Source organism: Bremerella volcania (assembly GCF_007748115.1).
GTDB classification, from domain to species: domain Bacteria; phylum Planctomycetota; class Planctomycetia; order Pirellulales; family Pirellulaceae; genus Bremerella; species Bremerella volcania.
This window is the reverse complement of the sequence record NZ_CP036289.1, coordinates 1,416,919-1,440,047: the sequence shown is the minus strand read 5'-3', so window position 1 is coordinate 1,440,047 and position 23,129 is coordinate 1,416,919. Positions and strand designations below refer to the sequence as shown.

Sequence of the window (23,129 nt, the reverse complement as noted above, 5' to 3'; positions counted from 1 at the left end):
ATTCCTGACGAAAATTGCCTTCCGCATACAGTATAGAAGCCGCCACTGCCCTGGAAAAGCAAAGCGTCAGCCTAGAACTTGCGATTCCACCAACTATTGGGGGAAAGGGTGCGATTAGGATGCCTGCTTTCTTCAGAAAAGACGCGAAGAAACCGGCTCAACTAGTCAAACGCCGGAGGCTGGGTCGGAATTCCCTGCTTCGCTTTTTCCAGCGCGATCTGGGTCAATTCGTCGGCGGACAGTTCTTTTCGCTCGGCGGCTGGCCGGCGGAGATAGCTGACCACGATGTATCCGAAAAAGCCGCCCAGCAGCACGTAGGGAACGATCATCATGAACAGGATGCTGAACGCATAGGCGCTGACGTAATTGTCGCTCAAGCCATCTTTACACGTCGGACACGCCCAAGCCCACGAAGGGGCTCCCAGCATCAGTAAAAGTGCTGCGGCGTGGATCGGCTTCGGGAAAATAGCTTTCAGGGCGTTCATGTTCCTAGGATGCCACTTGGGGAGGAAAGAACTGATACAAACAAAGATATACCAAGACGCCAGTAATGGAAACATAAAGCCAGATCGGAAAGGTCCATTTGGCAATCTTGCGGTGGGCTTCCCGCCGATCTTTGAGGCCCAGATAAATGGTGATGACCGCCAACACCGGGACGACCGCCGCCAGTATCACATGGGTCAGCAGCATGATGTAGTAACTGTACCGAATCCAGCTGGCCGGATACTCGGGAAACGTTTTGCTGTGCCCTTCCATCAGCGCGTGATACGTCAAGTAGCACACCAGAAACACGACCGACACGCCGAAGCAGCCCAGCATGGTCCACTTGTGCGCGTTGATTTTTCCCATCTTGATCAGCACGAAGCCGACCACCAACAGGAGTGTCGCCAGGCCGTTGAGCGACGCATTCACATGGGGCAGAAGCGTTACCAAATCCACGCGTTAGTCCTTCTTCTCGGTTTCACTGGGGGCAGCTTCTGCCTGGGTCGGCGGCAGCATTTCTTCCAGTATCTTGTGCAGCGACTCCATCTGATCTTTCTGACTGGTACGGAACGAGTCGATCACTTTGCCGTCGCGACCTACGAGGAATACACGGTCGCTGTGATACTGCGGTTCGACTTTGATATCGAAGAAGTCGCTGCCGATCTTCTGGATGTAATCAAACTTGCCGGTGCAGAAATACCAGCAGTCGGGATCGGCCTGAAAACGTTCGGCATAGCCGGCCAGAGCCGCAGGCGTGTCGTTATCGGGATCGCATGTGATGCTGACCAACTTCAAACCACGATCCTGGAACTCGTTTCGCAGCTTCGCCTTCTCCATGTTCTGCATAATGCAGCTGCCAGGGCACGACGTGTAAAAGAAGCTGCCCAGCCAGATGTCCCCTTCCAGCGATTTGCTATCAAACGGCTGATCCAGGCTGTCAGTCAGCTGAAAGCGATCCATCGTCTGCTTGCGTACTTCTTCCTTCGCGGCGACTTCTTCTTGGGCTTTAGGCGTGTAAGGCTCGGCCAGTAGTTCCTTCAGCATCTTTTTAGCGCGGAGGAATTCGGTGGAATCGGTCGCTCGAAAGGTACCGCGAAGCTTCCCCTCTTTGTCGATCACCATCAGGCGGTCACTATGGGTTTGTGTCTCGAACCCGACTTGAAACGACTTTTCGGTAATCTCTTTCAACTGCTCCATGTCGCCGGTCAGAAAGGTCCACACGCCAGGCTCGGCCTGGAACGATTCGGCATATTGACGCAGGACGGCCGGCGTGTCGTTATCGGGGTCGCACGTGATGCTGACGAATTTGACGCCATCGTCGGCGAACTCTTCCTGCAAGATCGCGATCTGCTGGTTCTGCATCTTGCAGATCGAAGGACACGCGGTGAAGAAGAAGCTGGCAATCCAGACGTCCCCTTCCAGCGATGCCGTATCGAACGTTTCTTCCTGGGCCGACATTAACTGAAATGGAGGGATCTCGCGGTCCAGCTTCACGGTCATCCCCACCGACGAGTGACCATCGTCGGGAATATCGCCGGTAGGCTTCCGGTTGAGCGCTGCCCAGAACATGGTCAGCCCCAACAGGATCAACAGCACGGCAGAAATAAAGATTCCGGTGGTGGGTTTCATATCCAATCTCCCCGCCTCGTTTTTCCTGCCGCGCGACAGGCCAAGGCGAACATGACGATGGCAAAAAGTATGGTAATCGTTACGCCAAGCCCCACGCCGGGCAACCAAAAATCGCCGGTCGTTTCCCCACCCAAAAAGCTTGGTGCGGTTTCCGCATGCAGAATCTGTCGGATGGCACCCAGGGCATAGGTAACCGGATTGAGCGTCATCACCCAGCTCAAAACCCATTGTCCGAACGAAGAGGTGTTGGTGGGAATGGGAAAGAACGCCCCGGACAACAGCCACATCGGCATCAGCAGCAAGTTCATCACCGCGTGAAATCCCTGCGTCGAGTCCATCCGCCATGCCAGCCAGAACCCCAGCGACGTCAGCCCGATGCCGACGACCACGAGAATTCCAAAGATGGAAGCCAACTGCACGGCATTCATATGGATGCCGACGAAGTAGCCCAGCAGCAGAAAGATCATGGCCTGACCGACCGCGAGAATCGTTCCGCCCAGCACCTTCCCCAGCACCATCGACCACCGCGGGATCGGCGAAACGAGCACCGATTGCAGGAAGCCTTCGTTGCGGTCTTCGATGATCGAAATCGTCGCGAAGATCGCCGTGAACAGCACAATCAACAGCAGCGTGCCGGGAAAGAAGTAGACGGTGAAGCTTTCGTCGGCGCCCCCCTGCCCTGACGTGCGAAAGACGCCGGTCAGCCCGGTGCCAAACAGTAGCCAGAAAATAATCGGCTGGCCAATCGCTCCGACAATGCGGTTGCGCTGCCGCAGGAACCGCACGATCTCGCGGCGACACAGCGACCAGGCAGCGGCAAACGGGTTGGGGCTGGCAATCGCTTCGGAGGTCATGGAGTTACCTCCTCGGTAAACTGCCGGCCGGTCATGGCGATGAAAACGTCTTCCAGCGACGGCTTGGCGAGCGTGATTGCGTCGACCAGTTCGCTGGCCGCTTGCATGATCAGGCGAATCGCGGCGGGGCCATCTTCCGTTTCCAAACGCACCAGTTCGCTGACCTCGCTGGCGTTCAAGTTCAACTCGTCGCGCAGCTTCTGAATAAGTGCTTGGGGCTGACGCGAGCGAATCGTGATCGTATCGCCGCCGATTTTGTCCTTCAAAGCATCCGGCGTATCGAGCGCGACGAGCTTGCCTTGATCGAGAATAGCAATCCGGTCGGCCTTCTCGGCTTCTTCCAGGAGGTGCGAGGTAAGGATCACCGTCACCCCTTGGTCGGTTCGCAGGGACTCAAGATAACGCCACATCGCTTGTCGGGCAGCCGGATCGAGTCCGGTACTGGGTTCGTCCAGCAGAAGGACCTTCGGCGAATGCAACATTCCCTTGGCCAGTTCGACGCGTCGCCGCAGACCGCCTGACAGGTCTTCGACGATGTCTTTCTTGCGATCCTCCAGTTCTAGCTTATCCAGCAGCAAAGCCGTGCGTTCTTGCAGCAACGCACCGGTGATCCCGTACAGGGCGGCCTGCTGATGGATGTTCTCCAGCACGGTCAGCTTCTTATCGAGACTGGGCATCTGAAAGACGACTCCAATCTGCTGACGAACTTCGTGCTGATGCGTGCGAACGCTTCGTCCCAGAATGCTGATGTCGCCGTGCGAAAGTGACATCAACGTGGAAAGCAGGCGAAACAACGTCGACTTGCCGCCTCCGTTGGGGCCGAGAAAGACGAAGATCTCGCCGGGATCGATCGACAGCGTAACCCCGGTTAGCGCTTGCCGCTTTCCATAGAAATGGGAAACGCTTTCGATGGATACCGCACGCGGGGAGATCATTCGCAGTTCAACTTAGTGGGCGGCCGGAGCATGGTCCAACGCGGCGGCATCGTCGACGTGGACATGCGGCACCGGGGCATGCAGCCAGCGACTTTGCGAGTACTTTTCGGTTCGCATGCCGATATCCGGGATCAACATACAAGCCAGGAAGATAGCCATCATGCCGGCGGGAACGGTCAGCACCCACTTCCAGTTGGCTTCCCACAAAAGGTGCATGAAGAACAGCATGACCAAAAGGGCCTTGCCGCACGAGACGGCCATCATGAAGGCCATGCTCACATGAGGCGGGATGGCCGTATCCCACCACTCGAAGTAGGTCAAAAACGAGCACATCGTCAGCACGCACAGCGCCACGAAGACCACCCAATACTTGGTGTTGCCGGTGGTGGCGTGCAGTTCTTCGTCGTTGTGCAAGTGCTGGTCGTGCGCCGGCGGATGGGTATTGGGATCGCTCACGGACGGACTTCTTTAAAACAGGTACAACAGCGGGAAGAGGAAAATCCACACCAGGTCGACGAAGTGCCAATAGAGGCCGGCGTTTTCCAGGTAGTGCGACTTGCGAACATCCAGCGTGCTGAATATTACCAGGGCAAAAATGATCAAGCCTATCACCACGTGCAGGGCATGAAAGCCGGTCAACAGGAAGTAAGTGCTGGCCCACATATTGCCGCTGGGCAGAACGAAGGGAAGCTTTAGCCACTCCATTTCATGCCCAATACCATGGTTCAGCAGATGGGCGTCGTCGGCAAGCAGCAGATTGAGAAAGGCAATCCGCTCGCGCATCGGCTTGGCGTCTTGATCGAGCTTGGCAATCTCTTGCATCAGCCCTCCCAGTTCGATACGCATTTCACGCAGTTCATCCTCGGGAGGTCCTTGTTCCCCTTCCGCAGGCGGCTTGAGCTTTTCACTGATCTCGGTCTTACGGGCCTCCTTCGCCTTCAGGTCGTCTTCGACCTTCGCCAGAGGGCCTTCGAGCGACTCTTTTTCATTTCGCAGGCGAGTGGCTTGGTAGTCGGACACTTCGTGATGCTGTACGGCATAGGCGAGCGACTCGAGAATGGCGTGTGCCTCGATTGGATTCTCGGTATTGGTGGCCGTTCGTGCCGCGTGGGCGACGCCGCCGGTCAGCATCGTGTCGATGAACTGAGCGCGGGTTACCCCTTCGAGAACCTCCTCTTCCCTCTGCTGTTCGGAAAGATCCGACTTCAAATTTTCGAGCCGCACTTTTAGCGCCGACACGTAATAGACGTCGGGCTGATCGTACAGTCGCCGGCCTTCTTTGGTCGGAAAAATACCGTGGGCGAACTTCTCTTTGTATTCGTAGGCTTTGACGCCCAAAAAGACGCAGCCGAGCACGAACGTGACCAGCAGCCACTTCTTCGCCGCGCCGCTTTGATTCTTGCGGGCCGCTTCCAGGCTGAGCACGATCGACAAGCTGCTGCAGATCAGCACGAACGTGTTGAACGCACCGATCGGCTCGCTCAGGTACACGTCGTGGGGCGTCGGCCAGGAACCGGTCGGGGCACCGAATCGCAGCACCACGTACGCGCCGATCAGACCGGCGAAGAACATGATTTCGGTCGATAAAAACAACCACAAACAAAGCTTGCCTAGGGATAACGGCAGCGCTGGATGGTACTCCAGTTGAATGTGACCGTGATGATCTTCACTATGAGAATCGGACATGCGGGGTCAGTCTACTTGAGGTTCTTTGTTCCGTTAGACGCTGCTGGGCAAAATGACCAGCAAGGCCAGTTGGCAGGGCAAATAGATCAACGAGGCAAACAACAACTGCCGGGCCGTTCTGTCGTCGCGCGAAGTGAAAAAACGCCACGAGGCGACCAGCATGAACACGCCGCCCAAGAGCGAAAGCAGCATGTAAAAGACATTGGGCATGGCGACCTGACCGATGCCTGGGACCACGCTGACCAGCAGCAAGGCCATCGCTCCCGAGACGGCTTGGATGCCGGCCTTGGTGCCGCTGCCGTCGACCACGGACCACATCTTCATGCCCCCTTGGGCGTAGTCTTCACGATATAGCCAGGCGATGGCCATGAAGTGCGGGAACTGCCAGAAGAACAAGATCGCAAACAGCGCGACCGCCTTCAGGTCGAGCACCGGGTTCACGGCCAACCAGCCCATCAACATCGGCAAAGCCCCAGCGATCGCACCGACCGTTGTGTTCCACGGCGTGACCTGCTTCATGGGGGTGTAAATGAACACATATAAAATCCAGGTCAGCGCCCCAATCAGTGCCGGCATGACACCGACCGTCGCCAGCAAGTAAGAAATTCCAACCGATCCCAGCAGGGTGCCAAACAGGGCGCTCGCATACCGCGACAAACGGCCACTGGGAATGGGACGCTGGGCGGTGCGGTTCATGCGGCGATCGACGTGAACTTCCAGGCATTGGTTCCACACACAGCTACTGGCGGCCACCAGGGCCGTGCCCACGATCACGTGAATCAGCCGAGCCACGTCTGGCTGGCCGTTACTTGCGCAGTAGGCGGCGATCGCCACGCATACCAACAGCAGCACGGCGATCTTGGGCTTGGTTAGCTCCAGATAATCGCTTAGCTGCTGCTTAACGCGTGCCTTGCGATCGGTCAACGTGGCAGGACCACTACTCATGCCATCACCTCTTTACCGGCGGTTCCCGTGAGCTTGGCGGGGGAGGAATTCGCTTGCGAAGAAGCGATCGGATAACACCGCAGACAATAGGCCACCAGCATCACACTGGAGGCCAGAATTAATGATCCAACCGCAACATGCCCCGTCACGATCACGGACTGCATCGCACTTTCCCACTGCACGACGAAGCTACCAAAGTAGTCCCCGCCTGGCAGGAAGGTTGGCCAGCCGTATTTGACCGTGTAAGCGGCGATGCCGAGCACGATTTGCCCGACAATCAACAATACAGCGAATGTCGACGTGAAACGAATACTGCGTTGACCTTGCGAATCACGCCAGGCCGTGAAGCAAATCGCGATGGCACTCATCACCACCAGAAATGCCGTAATCACATGAAACAAGAGCGCCTCGCGAAACGCACCGTGGGTCATCGACAGGGGCACGTGCCGGATCAACGAACCAAGCACGATCTGCAGGAACGCGACGATCATGAAACTGATCGACAGACGCAAGTAACTGCCGCCGCGTATCGAGTGGATCGGGGACATGGCCTGCAGCCGCTGCGAGGTGAAGCATTCCAGGTAAACCAGGAAGCCGAAAAAGAGGGGACCCACGCAGCCATGCACCCGGGCAATGGTGGTCTTGTCCCACACCACACGCAGGCCCCCCAGCACGCCCTGGGAAAGGACCAGCACCAGGGCAATCACGCCGAGCAGGATCAACGACTTATCTTTTCGCCAGATCGCCAGCACTAAAAAGGCAATGCACAGCAAGCCGACCGTCGAAGCCAACAACCGGTGCCCATGCTCCAGAAAGAGGTCGTATGGCCCGAACACCCATGTCTGCCAGGGATACAAAAACATGTTGTATCCATAGGTCGACGGCCAGTCCGGCACGGCCATGCCGCTCTTGGTCGTGGTCACCAGGCCGCCGATCCAGATCAGCGGAAAGGTCGCGCAGACCAGTAGCATCGCCAAGCGATGTGGCCAAGGGGATTCGGACTTTCCTGGGTTATCCATACTTTAGTGATTCACCATCGTCGCAGGCTCGTCGGTGTCGCCGCGCTGGTTGGGTGGTTGCGTTTGCGGGTAATAGTCTTCGTCCACTTCCGGCGAACCGTACTCGTACGGACCGCGATACACGATCGGCTGGAAGTCGAAGTTGCCGTGGCCAGGCGGGCTCGGAGCTTGCCATTCCAGACCATTGGCATGCCAAGGATTTCGGCCTGCCTTCGGACCGAAGAAGATGCTGTAGAAGAAGTTCACGATGAAGAAGATCTGACAGGCCACCATCAAAATGGCACAGATCGTCATGAACTGATTCATCGGCAACAGGTGCCGAAAGGTCTCGTAATGGTAAGGGTCGGCCAGGCGGCGAGGAAAACCGACCGCACCGAGAATGTGCATCGTGAAGAACGTCCCGTTCATGAACAGGAACGTCAGCAGGAAGTGAATCTTGCCCAACGGTTCGTTCATCATCCGGCCAAACATCTTGGGAAACCAGAAGTAGATCGCCCCGAACACGGCCATCGCCGTTCCACCGAACAGCACGTAATGAAAGTGAGCGACGATGAAGTACGTATCGTGAATGAAGATGTCGACCGGCGTGGCGGCCATGAAGATGCCGGACAAACCGCCAATCACGAACATCAACACGAACGACAACGCGAACAGCATCGGCGTGGTGAACTGGATCTTGCCGCCGTAGATGGTACCGAGCCAGTTGAAGGTCTTCACGGCGCTAGGCAGCGCGATCATCATCGTGGCCACCATGAAGGTCATTCCCAGTCCGGGGTTCATCCCCGAAACGAACATATGGTGTCCCCAGACGATAAAGCCCAGTCCGGCGATCCCGCAGATGGCGTACACCATCGGCTTGTAGCCAAACAGCGGCTTGCGAGCGAAGCAGGCGAGGATATCCGAAACCATGCCCATCGCCGGCAGAATCATGATGTACACCGCCGGGTGCGAATAGAACCAAAACAAGTGCTGCCACAACAGCGGCTGACCGCCACCGGCAGCCATTTCCGAGTTGTTCACGATCAGTCCTTCGGGAACGAAGAATCCAGTACCGAACAACCGGTCGGCCAATTGCATGAAGCCAGCGGCCGTTAGCACCGGCAGAGCGAACGCTTGCAACAGGGCCGTGATGAACATGCCCCAGATCGTCATCGGCAGACGCATCATCGTCATGCCAGGAGCACGCATCTGAATGATGGTGGTCATGTAATTAACCGAACCCATCATCGAACTGATGCCCACGCACGTCAGCGCGATCAGCCACATCGTTTGAGCCAGCCCGCTACCGGGCGCGGCTTCGGTCATCGAGGCAAGGGGCGGGTAACTGGTCCAACCACTCGACGCTCCATTCCCCGCGACGAAAAAGCTTCCTCCAAAGAAGAGGAATGCCGGCCACATCACCCAGTAGCTAAGCATGTTGAGCGTCGGGAAGGCCATGTCGTCGGCACCAATCATCAGCGGAATCAGGTAGTTGCCAAACGCACCGGCCAGGATCGGAATGATCACCAGGAAGGTCATCACCGTGGCATGCATGGTGAAGAGCATCGTGTAGAACTCGGGCGAGATCTGTCCCCCTTCGGCCGAAAAGAGCATCGGCCCGATCACCGGCATATCGCTCCACGGCCAGGCCAATTGCCAGCGAATGCCGATCGCCAAAAGGCCGCCGATCAGAAACCACAGCAAGGTGGAAAACAGGAACTGCAGCCCGATCACTTTATGATCGCGCGAGAAAACGTAAGTGGTAATGAATTCGCCAACGCCGAATTCGTTTGATGTGTGGGCGTGAGTCGCTTGCCCATCCGCGGTGATGCTGCTCATCGTTTCTTACTCTGCCTCAGCCAGCGAATACTCGGACAATTCTTGTTCGTTGTAGGCCTTCTCAAGCCACGCTCGATAATCGCTTGCCGACTCGACCGTGATCTGGCCTTTCATCTTGTAGTGCCCCCAGCCGCACAGTTCGGCACAAACGATGTCGTACTTCCCGTCCTTCACCGGTTTGAACCATATGAACTGCTTCATGCCAGGCACCACGTCCTGCTTCTCTCGGAAGTTGGGCAGGAAGAAGCTATGCAGCACGTCTTCGCTGGTGATCTCGAGAACCACTTCTTCGTCGCGGGGAACGTGCAGGTCATTGGTTGTGTAAAGATCGTCCGGCGTGTCGAACTGCTTGTCGTTGCCGGGGTATTGAATCTTCCATTCAAATTGCCGCCCGGTCACGCGGGCGATCGGCGGCTTCGGCTGGCCGTTCTCGAGCATGGGACGACGCATGCGTGCCCCAGCCCAGGCATCCATCTGGTAGATCGCCAGAAACAGGATCACCACGGCGGGAACTACCGACCAGATGATTTCCAAGAGATGGCTGCCGTGCGAATACCAGACCGGACCGTCGTGCTTCGTGTCGTCGTACTTCCACAGGAACCAGAACATGGCCAGCCCCGTGCCGATGAAGACCAGACCGGTCATCCAGAGAATCACGTAGAACAAGTGGTCGATGCTGCTGTCGGCGACGACTAACTCGGGAAACCAATGGCCTTCAAGCGGATACCATCCCAAGGCCGCCCACAAAAACGTGAGGACCCCCAGGATTGGGACGCTAAGAAAAAGCAGACTCCAGAATCTTCCCACCAGGGACTCTCCTACTTCCAGCCTTGGCTGTTCTACTGATCAGGCAAACGGTTGCTGCCTGGTTCTTATGACGGTGTTTGCGATCGACTAATTTCGGACGCGGACGTTCTCTTGCTCGTGCTCCGGCGGTTGACTCAACGTATCGTACGGCAGGCCTTTGCGGACGTAGTCGACGACGTGCCAGATCTCTTCCTCGGAAAGCTGCTGAGCCGCCGGCATCTTGGCCCCTTCAATCCCGTTACGAATCCGCCAGTACACATCCACCGGTCGGCGGCCGCCGCGGAAATTACCTAGCCGCAAGTTACGCGGATCGAGCTTTCTAGGGGGTAAAGCACCCAGCGCCAAAAACTCTTCCAGGTGCTCTGGAGCTTTCGGGTCGTAATACTCTTCGGTCCAGTCGTCGTAGAACATCTCGGCCGTCTGACCATCACCGATGCCCGATTGACCGTGGCAGGTCGCACAGCCACCTTTATTGAAGAACAGGTCTCGACCAGCGGCGATCGACTCGGCAAGTTCCGCTTCCGGCTTCTCGGGGACTTCGGTCACGTTCTCTTCGGCGAATGCCCAACCCTCGACGATCGGGGCGAGAAATTCTTCCAGCACGACTTCCGGGTCGGTCAACTCTTCAATCGCGGCGTCGAGATCTTCCTTCTCTTCTTGAAGATCTTCCGGCGAGAGACTGGCCACATATTCCTCTTCTTCCTGGCTTCGCTTCTCGGCCGGCTTCACGACCGAGGTATCGAGATCGGAAAATTCCAACAGCAAATTGCGTTCGAGTTCGCCTCGCAGCGAAAGGTATTTTACGTACTGCACCAACGCTTCGACTTCGTCTTCCGGCAGCAGGGCGAAGCTGGGCATCGCGGTGCCAGGGACGCCGTTAACCAGGACGCGTTTCAGGTCGTCATGCGTGGGAGGCGAACCGGTCCTGGTCGACTTCCACTTAAACTTGCCGGTCAGGAAGTTGCGCGGGTAGGGGTTTAAAAAAGCAGCCGTGGGACCGGCTCCGTTGCCGGTGATGCCGTGGCAATGGACGCAGTGTTGGCGATAGAGACCACGCGGGCTGCCGTCTTCGTCGCTGCCATAGGGGCCAGCGGCCATCTTCAGGTGTTCGATGTCCATCACCTCTTCGATGTCGGCAACTTCCGGGACGATGGGATTGTCGGGCGTGCCGAACGTTTCGTCGAGGATCTTGGCGATCGGATCGATCTGATACGTCTGATCCAAGTTCGCACCCAGCGAAACTTCGGACTTGTGCATCGCGATCCGGTTTAACTCGAATTGGGCGGGCTCCGAAGAGCATCCGACGATTAACCCCACCAGAGCGGCCAAGACCAGGCCTCCCGCCCAGTGTCGCCCGCCAAACTCAGGGGCCTGGCTGATTCGCATTGTGTGTTCCACTTTGCCGGCACCCTCATAGGTGACGGTCTGCTGCCTACGGAAACGATTGAGGAAAACGGTTACTTCCCGCCTTCTCCCATCAGGAGAACCAATACTCCGTCTTCCACCAGGAGAACCGATGACTCGGTCTCAAAATAAACAAGCGCGGGTCAGTGATGACGCCACGCTCAAGGTTGATTTGATTCGGCGTTACTTCAAAAGGCCAGCGTCGATCACGATATCCCCCAGGTCGTTCTGGCCTGGTTTCACTTCGATTTCGACCACGCCTTTGCGGTCCTTCAAAACCTTGCCACCCAGGGTGACTTCCTTAATATTGCCCGGTATCTCGTGCCAGATTTGGAACTTGTGCGTTCCCACCGGCAGATTCTCGATTGTGAACTTTCCATTCTTGTCGGAGACCGCCATGTAGGGTGATTCCCTGATGACGATCTTCGCGTTCATCCAGGGGTGAATCGCACAGCTGGCGTTCATCGGATAGCGCTCTTCGGCTTGGAATATATGAGGCTGCATGCCGTTTACCGGAACCAGGAAATTGATCCCCGCATTCGCGAATCCTTCCACTTTGAAATTATGTGGAATGGGATCGGCATTCACGAACTGGACCGTTTGTCCTGGTTGGATCGTGGCGACATGAGGTTCATAGAGACATACCTTGTTCGATATCTGCACCGGCATGTTTCTCAGGGGAGCGTACATTGGGTGTGGCTCGGGAGCATCCTCGCCACGATCCAAGTACAACCACACGGCGACGTCCTGCAATTCATTCTTCGGACCGACGCGAAGCTGCGGGTTAGCCAGCGGGCCGGGACAGACGCCTGCCACTGCGGCGGGCATGTTCATCGCCGGTGGTTTAGCCGCAACTCCTTTGACCACGAAACGGCCAGTGATCGTTCCCCACTGCTGCGCAAACAAGTCCTGGGCAAAGATGCCCAAGACAATCAGCGTCAACATGAGGATATTCGTCAGTCTCATCGGATCAGCTCCGAGAAGGTCCAGGTTACTTCAGGTCGCCGGCATCGATGGCGATGTCACCCAGGTCGTTGTCGCCTGGTTTGACGGTGATCTCCAGCAGCCCTTTACGATCTTTGACCTTCTTACCACCCACGGTCATTTCCTTGATCGTACCAGGCACTTCGTGCCAGATTTGCAGCTTGTGCTCGCCGACAGGCAGGTTCTTGATCTCGAACGAACCATCTTCACCGGTGACGGCCATGTAAGGCAGTTCACGAACGACGAGCTTGGCCGACATCCAAGGGTGGATCGAGCAGCTGGCGTTCATGGGGTAACGTTCTTCGCTGTCGAACTTGTGTTCGTAAACGCCACCCACGGGAACCAGGTTGTTCATACCGGCGTTAGCGAAACCTTCGACCTTGAAGTTATGCGGGATTGGGTCCGAGTTCTTGAATTCGACTGGCTGGCCAACCATGATCGTCGCCACGTGCGGGGCATACAGACAGGCCTTGTTGTCGACCACGACCGGCGTCTTGGCGGCGGCAGCGTAATCGGGGTGAACGGCTGGGGCCTTGTCGCCACGATCGAGATACAGCCAGATCGCCACGTTCTGCAGGCCATTCTTTTCGCCGACGAGGATCGACGGATCCGGCAGACTAGGACCGCAGAATTCGGCATCTTTGGTGACGTTCATCGCTGGCAGAGCGGCAACGTCGCCATCAACCACAAAACGCCCTTTGACGGTACCCCATTCCTGAGCGACGGCACTTTGGGCACAAATGCCGATCACTGCTAACAGCATCAATCCAAGTTGTGTCTTCTTCATAAGTTACTCCTTAGTCGGACTCTTCTCTGAGGTGGGAGGTTTAATTAGTGGCCACGAGAAGCGAGACGAGCCCAACGCCCGGGGGGACATTTCGTTCCATCTCACATTATATGGATTCATAGTTCTCGTGCCGGAGTTTTCTGTCGCACCCGGATGAGGGGAGCGCATTCCGTTTACTTTACGGACTTTACAGCCTTTGTTCCACCCCCTTGGAGATGGTTTCAGGAAGCTGTAAAAGTTCTCAAAAACAGGGAGATCTGCTAACAGCAGAAGGAGGTAGGTCTCGAAAAAAAGCGGTCAGGCAGGATGCTTTTGCATATTGCCTGTTTTACCAGACATCCATCCGGAAACAAGCAAGACGATCTAACACTAACCGTCACTTTTTAGCGAAACCTGCCCCCATTTTTGACAATCTCGTCCGATTTCGACCAAGATGACCGATTTGAACAAGGTGGTGAGCGACAAGGCGTAAATTTGCTACACTGCCAGATTCCTTACCCCGGTTGTTTCAGCGCCTTCACAGCGGCAACGATGCTATGAACGTATTGGTCCTCGGATCTGGCGGACGCGAACACGCGTTGGCCTGGAAGTTGTCACAAAGCTCACGCGTGCGAAACGTGTTTGTTGCCCCTGGCAACGCTGGCACGCAGATCGATGCCGAGAACGTCCCCATCGCGGAAACCGATTTCGCCGAACTCGCTTCGTTTGCCAAACGCAACGAGGTGGGCCTGACCATCGTCGGTCCCGAGGCGCCCTTGGTTGCCGGCGTGGTCGACTACTTCCGCGATCAAGGCCTGAAGATCTTCGGCCCCAACAAAGCCGCGGCCCAACTCGAAGGTAGCAAGTCTTTCTGCAAGCAAACGCTTCGCAGCGCCGACGTCCCAACCGCGGACTACCGCGTCTTTCGCGAAGCCGACGCGGCCGCGCGCTACATCAAAGACCGCTTCCCGCACGAAGGGGAAGACGTCAACGTGGTAGTCAAAGCGGACGGCCTGGCCGCCGGCAAAGGGGTCACCGTTTGCGATACGGCCGAAGAAGCGCTCGAAGCAATCGATCAAATCGGTCGCCAGCGCGTGTTTGGCGATGCCGGTGCCCAGATCATCATCGAAGAGCGTCTCGATGGCGAAGAAGCCAGCGTCCTGGCGATCACCGACGGCAAGACGATCCTCACCTTGCCCCCGGCGCAAGACCACAAGCCGGCCTACGACGACGACCAAGGCCCCAACACCGGCGGCATGGGTGCCTACTCCCCTACCCCGCTGGTCACGCCGCAGGTGATGCAGATGGTCGAGGAAAAGGTTCTGGTGCCGACCGTCCACGGAATGAAGCGGGCCCGGAATCCTTTCCAAGGCGTGCTGTACGCCGGTCTGATGATGACCAACCAAGGCCCCAAGGTTCTGGAATACAACGTCCGCTTCGGCGATCCCGAATGCCAGCCGATTCTGATGCGGCTGAAGTCCGACCTGGTCGACATTCTGGAAGCGTGTGCCGTGGGAGATCTCGAATCGATCGATCCGCCCGAGTGGGACACGCGTCCTGCCGTGTGCGTCGTGATGGCTTCGGAAGGATATCCCGGCAGCTACGAAAAGGGAAAACCGATTCGCGGCCTGGAAGAAGCCACCAAGCTGGAAGACGTAAAGGTCTTTCATGCCGGTACCACGACCAGCGGCGATCAAGTCGTCACCAACGGCGGCCGCGTCCTGGGCGTCACCGCGATCGGCGACACCATTTCAGCCGCCAAGCTGAAAGCGTACACCGCGGTGAAATGCATCCGCTGGGATGGTGCCTGGTGCCGCAAGGATATTTCCGACAAGGCCCTGCGTCACTCGTAAGCAACGAGTGTCGCTTGCATGATGTGCTAAGCATCGCCGAAGAACTCCTCGGCGATCTTCTTCAGATAGTCGTCCGTAAAGACGTTGGGCGCTGGCTCGTCCGATCGCTTCGTTTTCTTCGGACCTGGCTTTCCCTGCGGCGTCTTTGGCTCAGGCGTTGGGCCAGATGCTGGAGCAATCGGCGGAGTCTCTTCCTGCGGCGCCAATGCGTCGACGTCGATCTTGCCGAAGAACTCGACCCATTGGCTCACCTCCGATTCGGGTATGGCCGGCGCACTTAGCCGTTTGGGAAGGGGCGGCTGCTGGGCTTCGATTTCACGGCGACGAGCACGCGTTTGCCGCATCAAGCGGTACCAGCTATCGCTATCGATCGCCTTGGCCTTGCGGCGACGGGCCGCACGCTGCACGCGGTGATCGCTGGAGACGACCGTCAGGCGTTTTGGCGCGTGATGTTCTTGAATCAGCTCTTCGATCATCTCGTCGGCGTCGGCATAGCCGGAGGCAAACCGTACGGTGATCTGCTGATAGTTGTAGACGCGTGGCAACCCAGGCGGAGCTTTGGCCGAGTCGAAGACGACGACCGTCTGCGTTAGTTCCTTCGGATCGATCACCGCCAGCAAGGCATCCAACAGTGCTCGGCGTTCCCCTTCAAAGGAACCTTCCCCATCGACGGAACCGACCAGCCCAGCCGCATAAAGCAGGTTGTATCCATCAATGATCAGCGGCATGGCAGCGCCATCTTCTCGGCTGCGAAAGGAACGAAGGGGCAAGCCTGAAACAGGCTTCTATGTGCCATCGTAGCGAAACTTGGTCACGCCGCCTACGATCGTTTCCACGGCACGCCCGGTCAACTCGACACCACCAAACGGCGAGTTGAAGCTCTTCGAGCGGAAGTTCGACGTATCGACGGTCCACTTCGCATCGGGATCGATCAAAGTCACATCGGCATCGGCGCCCGGCTGAAGCGTTCCCTTCTCGACCCCCAATACCTTTGCCACGTTCGTGGACATGGCTCGAATGACCGTCGGCCAGTCGACGTGTCCGGCATGCACCAGGTGCGTGCTGACCAGTCCTAATGCGGTCTCCAATCCGACCATGCCGAACGGTGCTTCGGTGATCGCACACATCTTCTTCTCGGAAGACCGCGGAGCGTGCCCGCTGGCGATGACGTCAATCGTGCCGTCTTTCAGCCCGGCAATGCACGCGTCGATATGTTCCTGCGAACGCAGGGGCGGATTGAGCTTCAAATTGGTGTGAAAGCCCCGCATGGCCGCGTCGGTCAATGCGAACTGGTAAGCACAGATACTCGCGGTGACGCTCACGTTGCGGTCCTTGGCCCGGCGGAGGATATCGACCGTGCCGCTGCACGAAATGGCCAGCAAATGCAGCTTACCGCCAGTGGCTTCACAAATGCGAATGTCGCGGGCCGCCATCACGTCTTCGGCCTCGGCCGGCATCGGTGCGAGCCCCAGCACGGTGCTCACCGAACCGTCGTGCATCACGCCGTCGCGCGAAAGTTCGACCATCTCCGGCCGATTGAGCACCGGACGATCGAACATGAGCGTGTATTCCAGGGCCCGGCGAAGCAGTTCCGGGTTGGAAACGGGCCGCTGACCATCGCTAAACGCGATCGCTCCGGCATTGTGCAGAATGCCGATCTCGGCCATCTCTTCCCCTTGGCGTCCGCTGCTGACGCAGGCCACGGGAAACACGTTGCAATGATCGGCTTCGGACGCCTGGCGACCGAGGTAAGTCACCGCGGCCGCGCTGTCGACCGGAGGATTGGTTTCAGAGATCGCGGCGATGGAAGTGAACCCGCCTGCGAGTGCCGCGTAGGCAGCCGATTCGATCGTTTCGTCTTCCTCGAAACCAGGCTCGCGAATCTGCACGTGCAGATCGATCAGCCCGGGGACAACCAGCTTGCCGGTGGCGTCGATCACCTTCATATCGGCCTGGGGCTCGACGTCGATCGCGGCGATGCGTCCCTCTTTGATCAACAGGTTGGTGACGCGGTCGATGTTCTGGCTGGGGTCGATGACCCGCCCATTTTGTATCAGCGTTTTCAGCATGGTCTCACGTCCAGTCCCTTCCCCCTTCACCGGCGAAGGATGGGGTGCGGTTATGGTTGTCTCTTCGATTCAAGCCCAATCAACTGGCGCGGCCGGCACTCAGCAGCCACATGGCCGCCATGCGAACCGCCAAACCGTTATTCACCTGGTGCAGAATCACCGAATGTTCGCCGTCGGCTACCTCCGGGGTAATCTCGACGCCGCGGTTGATCGGCCCCGGGGCCATGATCAAGATATCAGGCTTGGCCCGCTGCATGCGTTTTTGATCCATCGCATACAGCAGCGCGTATTCGCGAACCGACGGGAAGGGGCGGGTGTATTGCCGCTCGAACTGAATGCGAAGCAGGTTCAACACGTCGCAGCGCGGCAGGATGGCATCGAGATCGTGCGAGACCTCGACGCCGTATTCTTCCCAGCGACGCGAAACGAGCGTCGATGGACCGCACACGATGACCTGCGCCCCGAGCTTTTGCAGTCCCCAGATGTTCGACCGAGCGGTCCGGCTATGGGCGATGTCACCGACCATCGCGACCGTCTTGCCGCTTAAGTCACCGCGATGCTGACGAATGGTCAGGATGTCGAGCAAGCCTTGCGTGGGGTGCTCATGAGGACCATCGCCGGCGTTAATCACCGAAACGTCCAGGTTCTCGGCCAGCATCTGAGGCGTGCCAGGGGCCTTATGTCGACAGACGAGCGTATCGATGCACATCGATTGGATCGTCTTGGCGGTGTCCAGCAGGGTTTCCCCTTTCGAGAGACTGCTGCTGGATGCCGAGAACTCGATGACGTCGGCTCCCAAGCGTCGCGCGGCGAGCGAGAAACTGGTGCGGGTACGCGTCGAGTCTTCAAAGAATAGATTGACGCTCGTGCGGCCCGTTAGCAGCGGCAACTTGTGGCGGCAATCTTGGGTGGATTCTTTGAACGCTTGAGCAACGTCGAGAAGAAGCGTGATTTCGTCCGACGTTAAACTTTCCAAATCGAGCAAATGCCGCTTTGTCCAGCGGCCCACGAAGGGCTCGAGAAAACCAGGCGTCTCCATGGAATCCCAGAATATGTAAGCGAAATGGGCCGGTTTGCGTTGGGGCAAATTCTACGGATTCCCACCCCCGCTCACAACCTGGGGCGCGCGAAAAAGGACGGCAGGAGCGAAAATCACGCCTGCCGTCCTTGTTTTCTCGTCCGATCCTAGTTGGGTAGCCCAGAGAGCCAGCTCTGGGGCGGCATCGCCGACAGGCGGCTCATGTATGGACGTTACACAAAATTGGAGTGTCCCACCTCGATTATAGCCGCATTCATGAGCCGCTTGTGGCCTCTGGCCACTCAGAGAGTAAGTCTCTGAGCCACCCTGGAAATCGTTCTCCGACAGTTCTTAGTTATCCCCAGCCGCCGGAGGTGGCAACGCGTCGGCTGGCTGCAAAGCATCCTTGGGCACGGGAATATTAGGAATCAGGTTGTCATCCAGTGGGATGTCATTGTTGCCGTTGGGATCGGCCGGAGTCGGCTCGATGATTTCCCCGGCTGGCACAGCGGTCGGGTCAGGAGCGACCGCGAACGGATCGATCCAACCACCCCCCAGGGCCTTATACAAGGAAACCACGGCCAGGTAGATATCCCCTTCCGCGGCGGCGGCCTGGTCGTCCAGTTCGGCTTGGAAGCGCTGAGCGTCCAACAGCGTCTGGAACGGGATGATCCCCCCCTTGTACTGCTCTTCGGAGATCTCGGCTGCCGCACGAGCCGCCAACGCTGCTTCGCGGAGGCTTCTCGCCCGCTCGATGCTGTAGCGATACTGCGACAACGCATCTTCCACTTCCTGTGCGGCCGTGATCACTTCGTTCTGGTAGTAGTAGACCAGACCTCGCCAACGAGCACGTTGCGCTTCGATATCGCTTCGCACGCGGCCGAAGTCCAACAGTCGCCATCGCATGGCCGGCCCCGACGCATAGGCGATGCTTTCGGTCGTAAACCAACGATTGAACTTGGTCGAGTCAACGGTGAACGTCCCGGTGATCGTGAAGCGTGGATACAATTCCGAGACGGCCACGCCAATACGAGCGGCCTGAGCAGCCAATTGACGTTCGGCCGAGCGAATGTCAGGACGCTGACGAATCAACTCAATCGGCAGACCCACGGCAATGTCTTGCGGCAACATGGGGAATTGCTGCTGCGGCGTGATCTGCTTCGACAGGTCCGATGGCGGTTCCCCCATCAACACGGACAGTCGATGGTAAGCCAACTCCATTTCCTGACGCAGCAGCGGAAGGCCCGCTTCAGTGCTGTACAAGTTGGACTTGGCCTGTTCGACGTCGAGTTGGCTCACCGTACCGGCGGCAAAACGATCTTCGGTAATCTTCAGCGACTGACGCTGCAATTCGATATTGCGTTCGACGAATTCGATCCGACGCTGAAGCGTGCGGACCTGAATGTAGTTGGCACCCACTTCGCCTTGTAAGCTGACGAGCAAATCGTTGTGGTCTTCGATCGCCACGTCAACGTCGGCGTCGGCCGCTTGGAGTCGACGACGAACGCCGCCGAAAATGTCGATTTCCCAAGTCGCATCAAAACCTGCCGACCAGAAGTTGAACGGCGGCGGATTGAAGTTGGCAAGACCGAAGCTATTACCGCTACCGGACGTTTTACGACGCGTGTAGCTGGCGATGCCGTCGATATCGGGGAACAGCCCGCCGCGAGCGATCCCACGCAAAGCCCGGGCTTCGGCAATTCGTTCGGCGGCTTGCCCCAGGGTAAGGTTCTGCTGGGCCGTCCGAACGATCATGCTGGTCAGCACCGGATCGTTAAATTTCGTCCACCAGGCAATCGAGTCGTTTGGCGACTGACTCACCCCAGGCGGAAGGGGTGGAATCCATTCGCATTGGAATGGCGCGCCAGGATCGATATGGTCGGGCCCGACCAGGCAACCACTGAGCCCGATGGCCACCGTTGCCACGGCGCTGATCACGAGCTTGCCAATGACCACCGCCGTTTTGCTCGTCGATTTTGGTTTTCGCACAATCATTCGCAAGCTAACCTTTTCGTTTCGAGATAGTCCATCTCCCAAGGAGATATCCGCCAGAAACGTTATCGGTGGAATAATTGCGCCAGGTTGCACAGGAACTTTGACGGTCGTACGGGTCACTCAACCGTTAATCTCGACGATAGTAATGACAGCACGCTTTGGTACATTTGCCCTCACTTACACCTCTTTTGGCGGATCAGCAAATGCCAGCGGCATCCTTTGCTAGCGGTCGATGATCTTACGCAAACTAACTAACCCGAAATTCTTGCGAATTCGATTCAACCGGAATGCGCTGGGCGACCGATGTCCAAGAGTGAGTTTGTGCGCAAGGATACGCGCAGGCCGCTCCCCCCAGACCACTCACTTCGCAAGGGATTGTGAGGATGAACCAACGACTTCCTCTCTACACACTTCCAGTGCTGGCCATCCTCCTTTTGGGCAGCGGCTGCAGTACGGTTCCCCAGTCCGATGCCGTGAGCACGCAAGACCAGGCCATGATTCCCCCGAATCAGCCCATGATCATGGTCGAGATGCAGTCGCCTGAAATCGGCACGCAGACCCAGAAGATTCCGCTCGCATCCGCCCCGACGCTTCAGGCCGCGGTCATGCAGTCGAAAGCCAACAAGAAGTTCGAGCGCTTTCACATCGCCGTGTCGCGACTGCCAGAACGCCCAGGTGCCGCGCCGCAGAAGCTGATCTCGAAATACGACCACCACAACGAACAGATTCCGTTTGAGTACGACTATCAACTGCGTCCCGGCGACCGCGTCGTGATCGTCAAAGATCCGACCGACACCATGGACGACCTGCTGGGCACCATCCTCGGCCCCATGCGGATGGCCGCCGGCCGCGAGCCAATCGACAAGTCGCCATTCTAAGAGACTGTCATCACCGACGAACAAATAGGAAGAGCGTGCCGCACCGGCACGCTCTTTTTTTGTTTAGTAAGAGACCCGCCAGCGTGTGCGGAAGAGCCAAACCATCACGCCGAACATCACCGCGTTCATGCCGATCGTCAGCCCCATGAAAATCGAGAAGCGGTACCAGTCGCCGGGGTTGTCGGTCGCTCCGTCCAGATCGACCTTCAGCGGAACGTCCCACAGTGCCGAGAAAGGACTGATGAGCGTCAACTGGCGCGAAACTTCAGCCACCATCGTGATCGGCGGCGGTTCTGGCTCGGTATTGGAAGCGGACGTGTAATCGACCACCGCCGTCTCGACCGCCGGAGTGAATGCGAGCTGCGCGAAGTAATCGAACGCGAGCGTCCCGCAAAACAGGGCGATGATCACCAGGTACGTACACATCAAGCTGTGCGAGGTCTTGCGAAACAGCACCGAGCAGAACAAGGCCAGCATCGAGGTCGTGATGCACGTAATCAAAATCACCGATAAGTACGCCAGCACCGACGTCCAATTGGTCCAGTAATACGGCACCATCACGCACGCCAAAAGCAGCGGCCAGAGCAAGAAGCCTGTCAGCACGCTCGACACGCGGAAGCCAGCGATCAACTTGCCGGACAGGATCATCCAGGGAGAAATCTCGGTGGTCAGCAGCAGATCAAGCGTTTCGCGTTCGCGCTCCGACGTGATGCTTCCGGCCGAAAATACCGGCCCCACCAGGATGTTGAACAGAATCACATACGCCATATAAAGCGGGGCGTACTGCGGCTTGAAGTACAAGCAGACCGCCATCAGCGGGATCGCCAGGAACATGCTGATCTGAATCACCAGACGCAGCATCAAGGTTCCCTGGGCGAATATTTCGCTATGGATCTCTTTGTCGTAGACCGGGTTTTTATGGTCGTCCAGAAGCTGCGTTCGTTTGGGGGGCGCAAACAAGCGATCAGGGAATTGATCGCGCTGAATCACCAGGCCGACCGCCTCGCGGGCCTCTTTCTCGAGGTCAACCACATCCTTCCCCTCGCTACCGACGTCGTGCGGATACAACAGCGTGCGAGCCGTATACAGCGAAAGCAAAAGAATCGTTGCCGCCGCCGCGGCCGGTACGGTCATCAACAACACGATCAGACGCAGGCCACCATTCTGCCCCAGCATCTGCCAGACGAACGCTCCGGCCAGCGCGATCGGCAGAATCAGCAAGTAAGAAACGACCAGCGACGATGCGGTCCGCGCGAAGAAGCTGCTGCACGCCACGCTGATCATCCCGAACGTCGCCACCGCGACCATCAAAATCGCGTACGCCGCGAGAAGTTCATAAAGCGAAACGCCCCCCAGCGGCAAACACAGCATCACGATCGGCAGCGACGTGAAGATCAACAGGGCCAAGTGAGCCAGCGAAGCCAACAGCTTGCCCAGCACGATCGCCCCAGGCTTAAGCGGGCTGGCCAACAGCATCTCGTAGGTCTTGCGTTCTTTCTCGCCGGTCAACGTCCCCGAAGCAAAGCTAGGAGCCATCAACGAAGCGAGCACGAATTGACCTAGAAAGAACAAGTCGAACAATCGCCGAGCCGCTTCCTGATCGGCCGAAAGATCCAAGCGTTCGACCTGGGGCCACGCGAAATAAACGATCGCCGCCAGAAGCATCTGGTAAGCCAACAGCAGCAAAAAGGCCCTCGCGGTCCGCAAGTTGACCAGTAGTTCGCGCTGTAAAACGGGATTCTCAAGCAGATACATTCGTGGCAAATCCTTACCAGGCAAGGCGATGAGCGTCTCGCCACGGGACGAGGCTTGCCTATTCTAAACGTCCGCTTCCAGCCAAAGCTACCCTTGGGACAAGATTCCTCCGGCCTGACGGCCCGCAGCCGAAATCATCTCACACATCTTTCGCAATCAGCGCCGGCCGCCGAATCTCTCGGGGCGGTCGTCATGCATGATCAAGCCGCCCTACATTGTAAGATTTTTTGC

The 23,129-nt window shown here is 57.6% G+C and carries 21 protein-coding genes; 2 read left to right on the top strand and 19 right to left on the bottom strand.

The annotated features are described in order from the left end of the window. Positions 1 to 161: 161 nt before the first annotated feature. The 14 genes from Pan97_RS05770 to Pan97_RS05705 form a co-directional block, all read right to left on the bottom strand. Positions 162 to 485: a hypothetical protein gene (locus Pan97_RS05770; RefSeq protein ID WP_144971178.1), complete on the bottom strand. Its 324-nt coding sequence runs from the start codon at positions 483 to 485 to the stop codon at positions 162 to 164. A 4-nt stretch (positions 486 to 489) separates the two neighbouring features. Continuing rightward, a complete protein-coding gene (locus tag Pan97_RS05765; RefSeq protein ID WP_144971177.1) occupies positions 490 to 939 on the bottom strand; it encodes a DUF420 domain-containing protein in 450 nt (149 codons plus the stop codon). A gap of 3 nt (positions 940 to 942) precedes the next feature. Further along, the gene (locus Pan97_RS05760; RefSeq protein WP_144971176.1) at positions 943 to 2,112 is read right to left on the bottom strand and encodes an SCO family protein; all 1,170 of its coding nucleotides are present in this window, start codon (positions 2,110 to 2,112) and stop codon (positions 943 to 945) included. Next, a complete protein-coding gene (locus Pan97_RS05755; protein ID WP_144971175.1) occupies positions 2,109 to 2,966 on the bottom strand; it encodes an ABC transporter permease in 858 nt (285 codons plus the stop codon). Before Pan97_RS05755 ends, Pan97_RS05760 begins: the two co-directional genes overlap by 4 nt. Continuing rightward, on the bottom strand, positions 2,963 to 3,901 hold the full coding sequence (locus tag Pan97_RS05750; RefSeq protein WP_144971174.1) for an ABC transporter ATP-binding protein: 939 nt from the start codon (positions 3,899 to 3,901) through the stop codon (positions 2,963 to 2,965). Before Pan97_RS05750 ends, Pan97_RS05755 begins: the two co-directional genes overlap by 4 nt. Before the next feature lie 12 nt (positions 3,902 to 3,913). After that, positions 3,914 to 4,357, bottom strand: coding sequence for a cytochrome C oxidase subunit IV family protein (locus Pan97_RS05745; RefSeq protein WP_144971173.1), 444 nt, complete (start codon positions 4,355 to 4,357; stop codon positions 3,914 to 3,916). A 12-nt stretch (positions 4,358 to 4,369) separates the two neighbouring features. Beyond that, positions 4,370 to 5,587 carry a cytochrome c oxidase subunit 3 gene (locus Pan97_RS05740; RefSeq protein ID WP_144971172.1) on the bottom strand — a complete coding sequence of 406 codons (1,218 nt, stop codon included), beginning with the start codon at positions 5,585 to 5,587 and terminating at the stop codon, positions 4,370 to 4,372. A 33-nt stretch (positions 5,588 to 5,620) separates the two neighbouring features. Continuing rightward, entirely contained in the window at positions 5,621 to 6,532 is a 912-nt protein-coding gene (gene cyoE / locus Pan97_RS05735) for a heme o synthase (RefSeq protein ID WP_144971171.1), read from the bottom strand. Then, positions 6,529 to 7,551, bottom strand: a complete 1,023-nt coding sequence (locus Pan97_RS05730; protein WP_144971170.1) for a COX15/CtaA family protein — start codon at positions 7,549 to 7,551, stop codon at positions 6,529 to 6,531. Before Pan97_RS05730 ends, cyoE begins: the two co-directional genes overlap by 4 nt. Before the next feature lie 3 nt (positions 7,552 to 7,554). Continuing rightward, positions 7,555 to 9,369, bottom strand: coding sequence for a cytochrome c oxidase subunit I (locus tag Pan97_RS05725; protein ID WP_144971169.1), 1,815 nt, complete (start codon positions 9,367 to 9,369; stop codon positions 7,555 to 7,557). Positions 9,370 to 9,375: 6 nt separating this feature from the next. Beyond that, positions 9,376 to 10,176, bottom strand: a complete 801-nt coding sequence (gene coxB / locus Pan97_RS05720; protein ID WP_144971168.1) for a cytochrome c oxidase subunit II — start codon at positions 10,174 to 10,176, stop codon at positions 9,376 to 9,378. Between the two features lie 87 nt (positions 10,177 to 10,263). Further along, positions 10,264 to 11,562: a c-type cytochrome gene (locus tag Pan97_RS05715; protein WP_144971167.1), complete on the bottom strand. Its 1,299-nt coding sequence runs from the start codon at positions 11,560 to 11,562 to the stop codon at positions 10,264 to 10,266. Between the two features lie 201 nt (positions 11,563 to 11,763). Next, positions 11,764 to 12,546 carry a carboxypeptidase regulatory-like domain-containing protein gene (locus Pan97_RS05710; RefSeq protein WP_144971166.1) on the bottom strand — a complete coding sequence of 261 codons (783 nt, stop codon included), beginning with the start codon at positions 12,544 to 12,546 and terminating at the stop codon, positions 11,764 to 11,766. A 25-nt stretch (positions 12,547 to 12,571) separates the two neighbouring features. Next, entirely contained in the window at positions 12,572 to 13,351 is a 780-nt protein-coding gene (locus Pan97_RS05705; protein ID WP_144971165.1) for a hypothetical protein, read from the bottom strand. 536 nt (positions 13,352 to 13,887) lie between these two features. On the opposite strand from Pan97_RS05705, the gene purD reads away from it, so the two are divergent. Then, complete coding sequence (gene purD, locus Pan97_RS05700; protein ID WP_144971164.1) at positions 13,888 to 15,183, top strand: phosphoribosylamine--glycine ligase; 1,296 nt, start codon at positions 13,888 to 13,890, stop codon at positions 15,181 to 15,183. Between the two features lie 26 nt (positions 15,184 to 15,209). Here purD and Pan97_RS05695 read toward each other — a convergent pair whose 3' ends face one another. The 4 genes from Pan97_RS05695 to Pan97_RS05680 all read right to left on the bottom strand — a co-directional run bounded on the left by Pan97_RS05695 (position 15,210) and on the right by Pan97_RS05680 (position 20,265). Continuing rightward, complete coding sequence (locus tag Pan97_RS05695) at positions 15,210 to 15,911, bottom strand: NYN domain-containing protein (protein WP_144971163.1); 702 nt, start codon at positions 15,909 to 15,911, stop codon at positions 15,210 to 15,212. A gap of 57 nt (positions 15,912 to 15,968) precedes the next feature. Then, entirely contained in the window at positions 15,969 to 17,252 is a 1,284-nt protein-coding gene (locus Pan97_RS05690) for a dihydroorotase (protein WP_144971162.1), read from the bottom strand. Between the two features lie 79 nt (positions 17,253 to 17,331). Next, positions 17,332 to 18,291 (bottom strand): aspartate carbamoyltransferase catalytic subunit, encoded by a 960-nt coding sequence (locus Pan97_RS05685; protein WP_144971161.1) that lies wholly within the window; start codon positions 18,289 to 18,291, stop codon positions 17,332 to 17,334. A gap of 330 nt (positions 18,292 to 18,621) precedes the next feature. Next, positions 18,622 to 20,265 carry an efflux transporter outer membrane subunit gene (locus Pan97_RS05680; RefSeq protein WP_144971160.1) on the bottom strand — a complete coding sequence of 548 codons (1,644 nt, stop codon included), beginning with the start codon at positions 20,263 to 20,265 and terminating at the stop codon, positions 18,622 to 18,624. 383 nt (positions 20,266 to 20,648) lie between these two features. Between Pan97_RS05680 and Pan97_RS05675 the strand changes: the two genes are divergently transcribed. Continuing rightward, positions 20,649 to 21,143: a hypothetical protein gene (locus Pan97_RS05675; RefSeq protein ID WP_144971159.1), complete on the top strand. Its 495-nt coding sequence runs from the start codon at positions 20,649 to 20,651 to the stop codon at positions 21,141 to 21,143. Positions 21,144 to 21,206: 63 nt separating this feature from the next. On the opposite strand, the gene Pan97_RS05670 is transcribed toward Pan97_RS05675, so the two are convergent. Beyond that, complete coding sequence (locus Pan97_RS05670; protein WP_144971158.1) at positions 21,207 to 22,898, bottom strand: ABC transporter permease; 1,692 nt, start codon at positions 22,896 to 22,898, stop codon at positions 21,207 to 21,209. Positions 22,899 to 23,129: the final 231 nt, after the last annotated feature.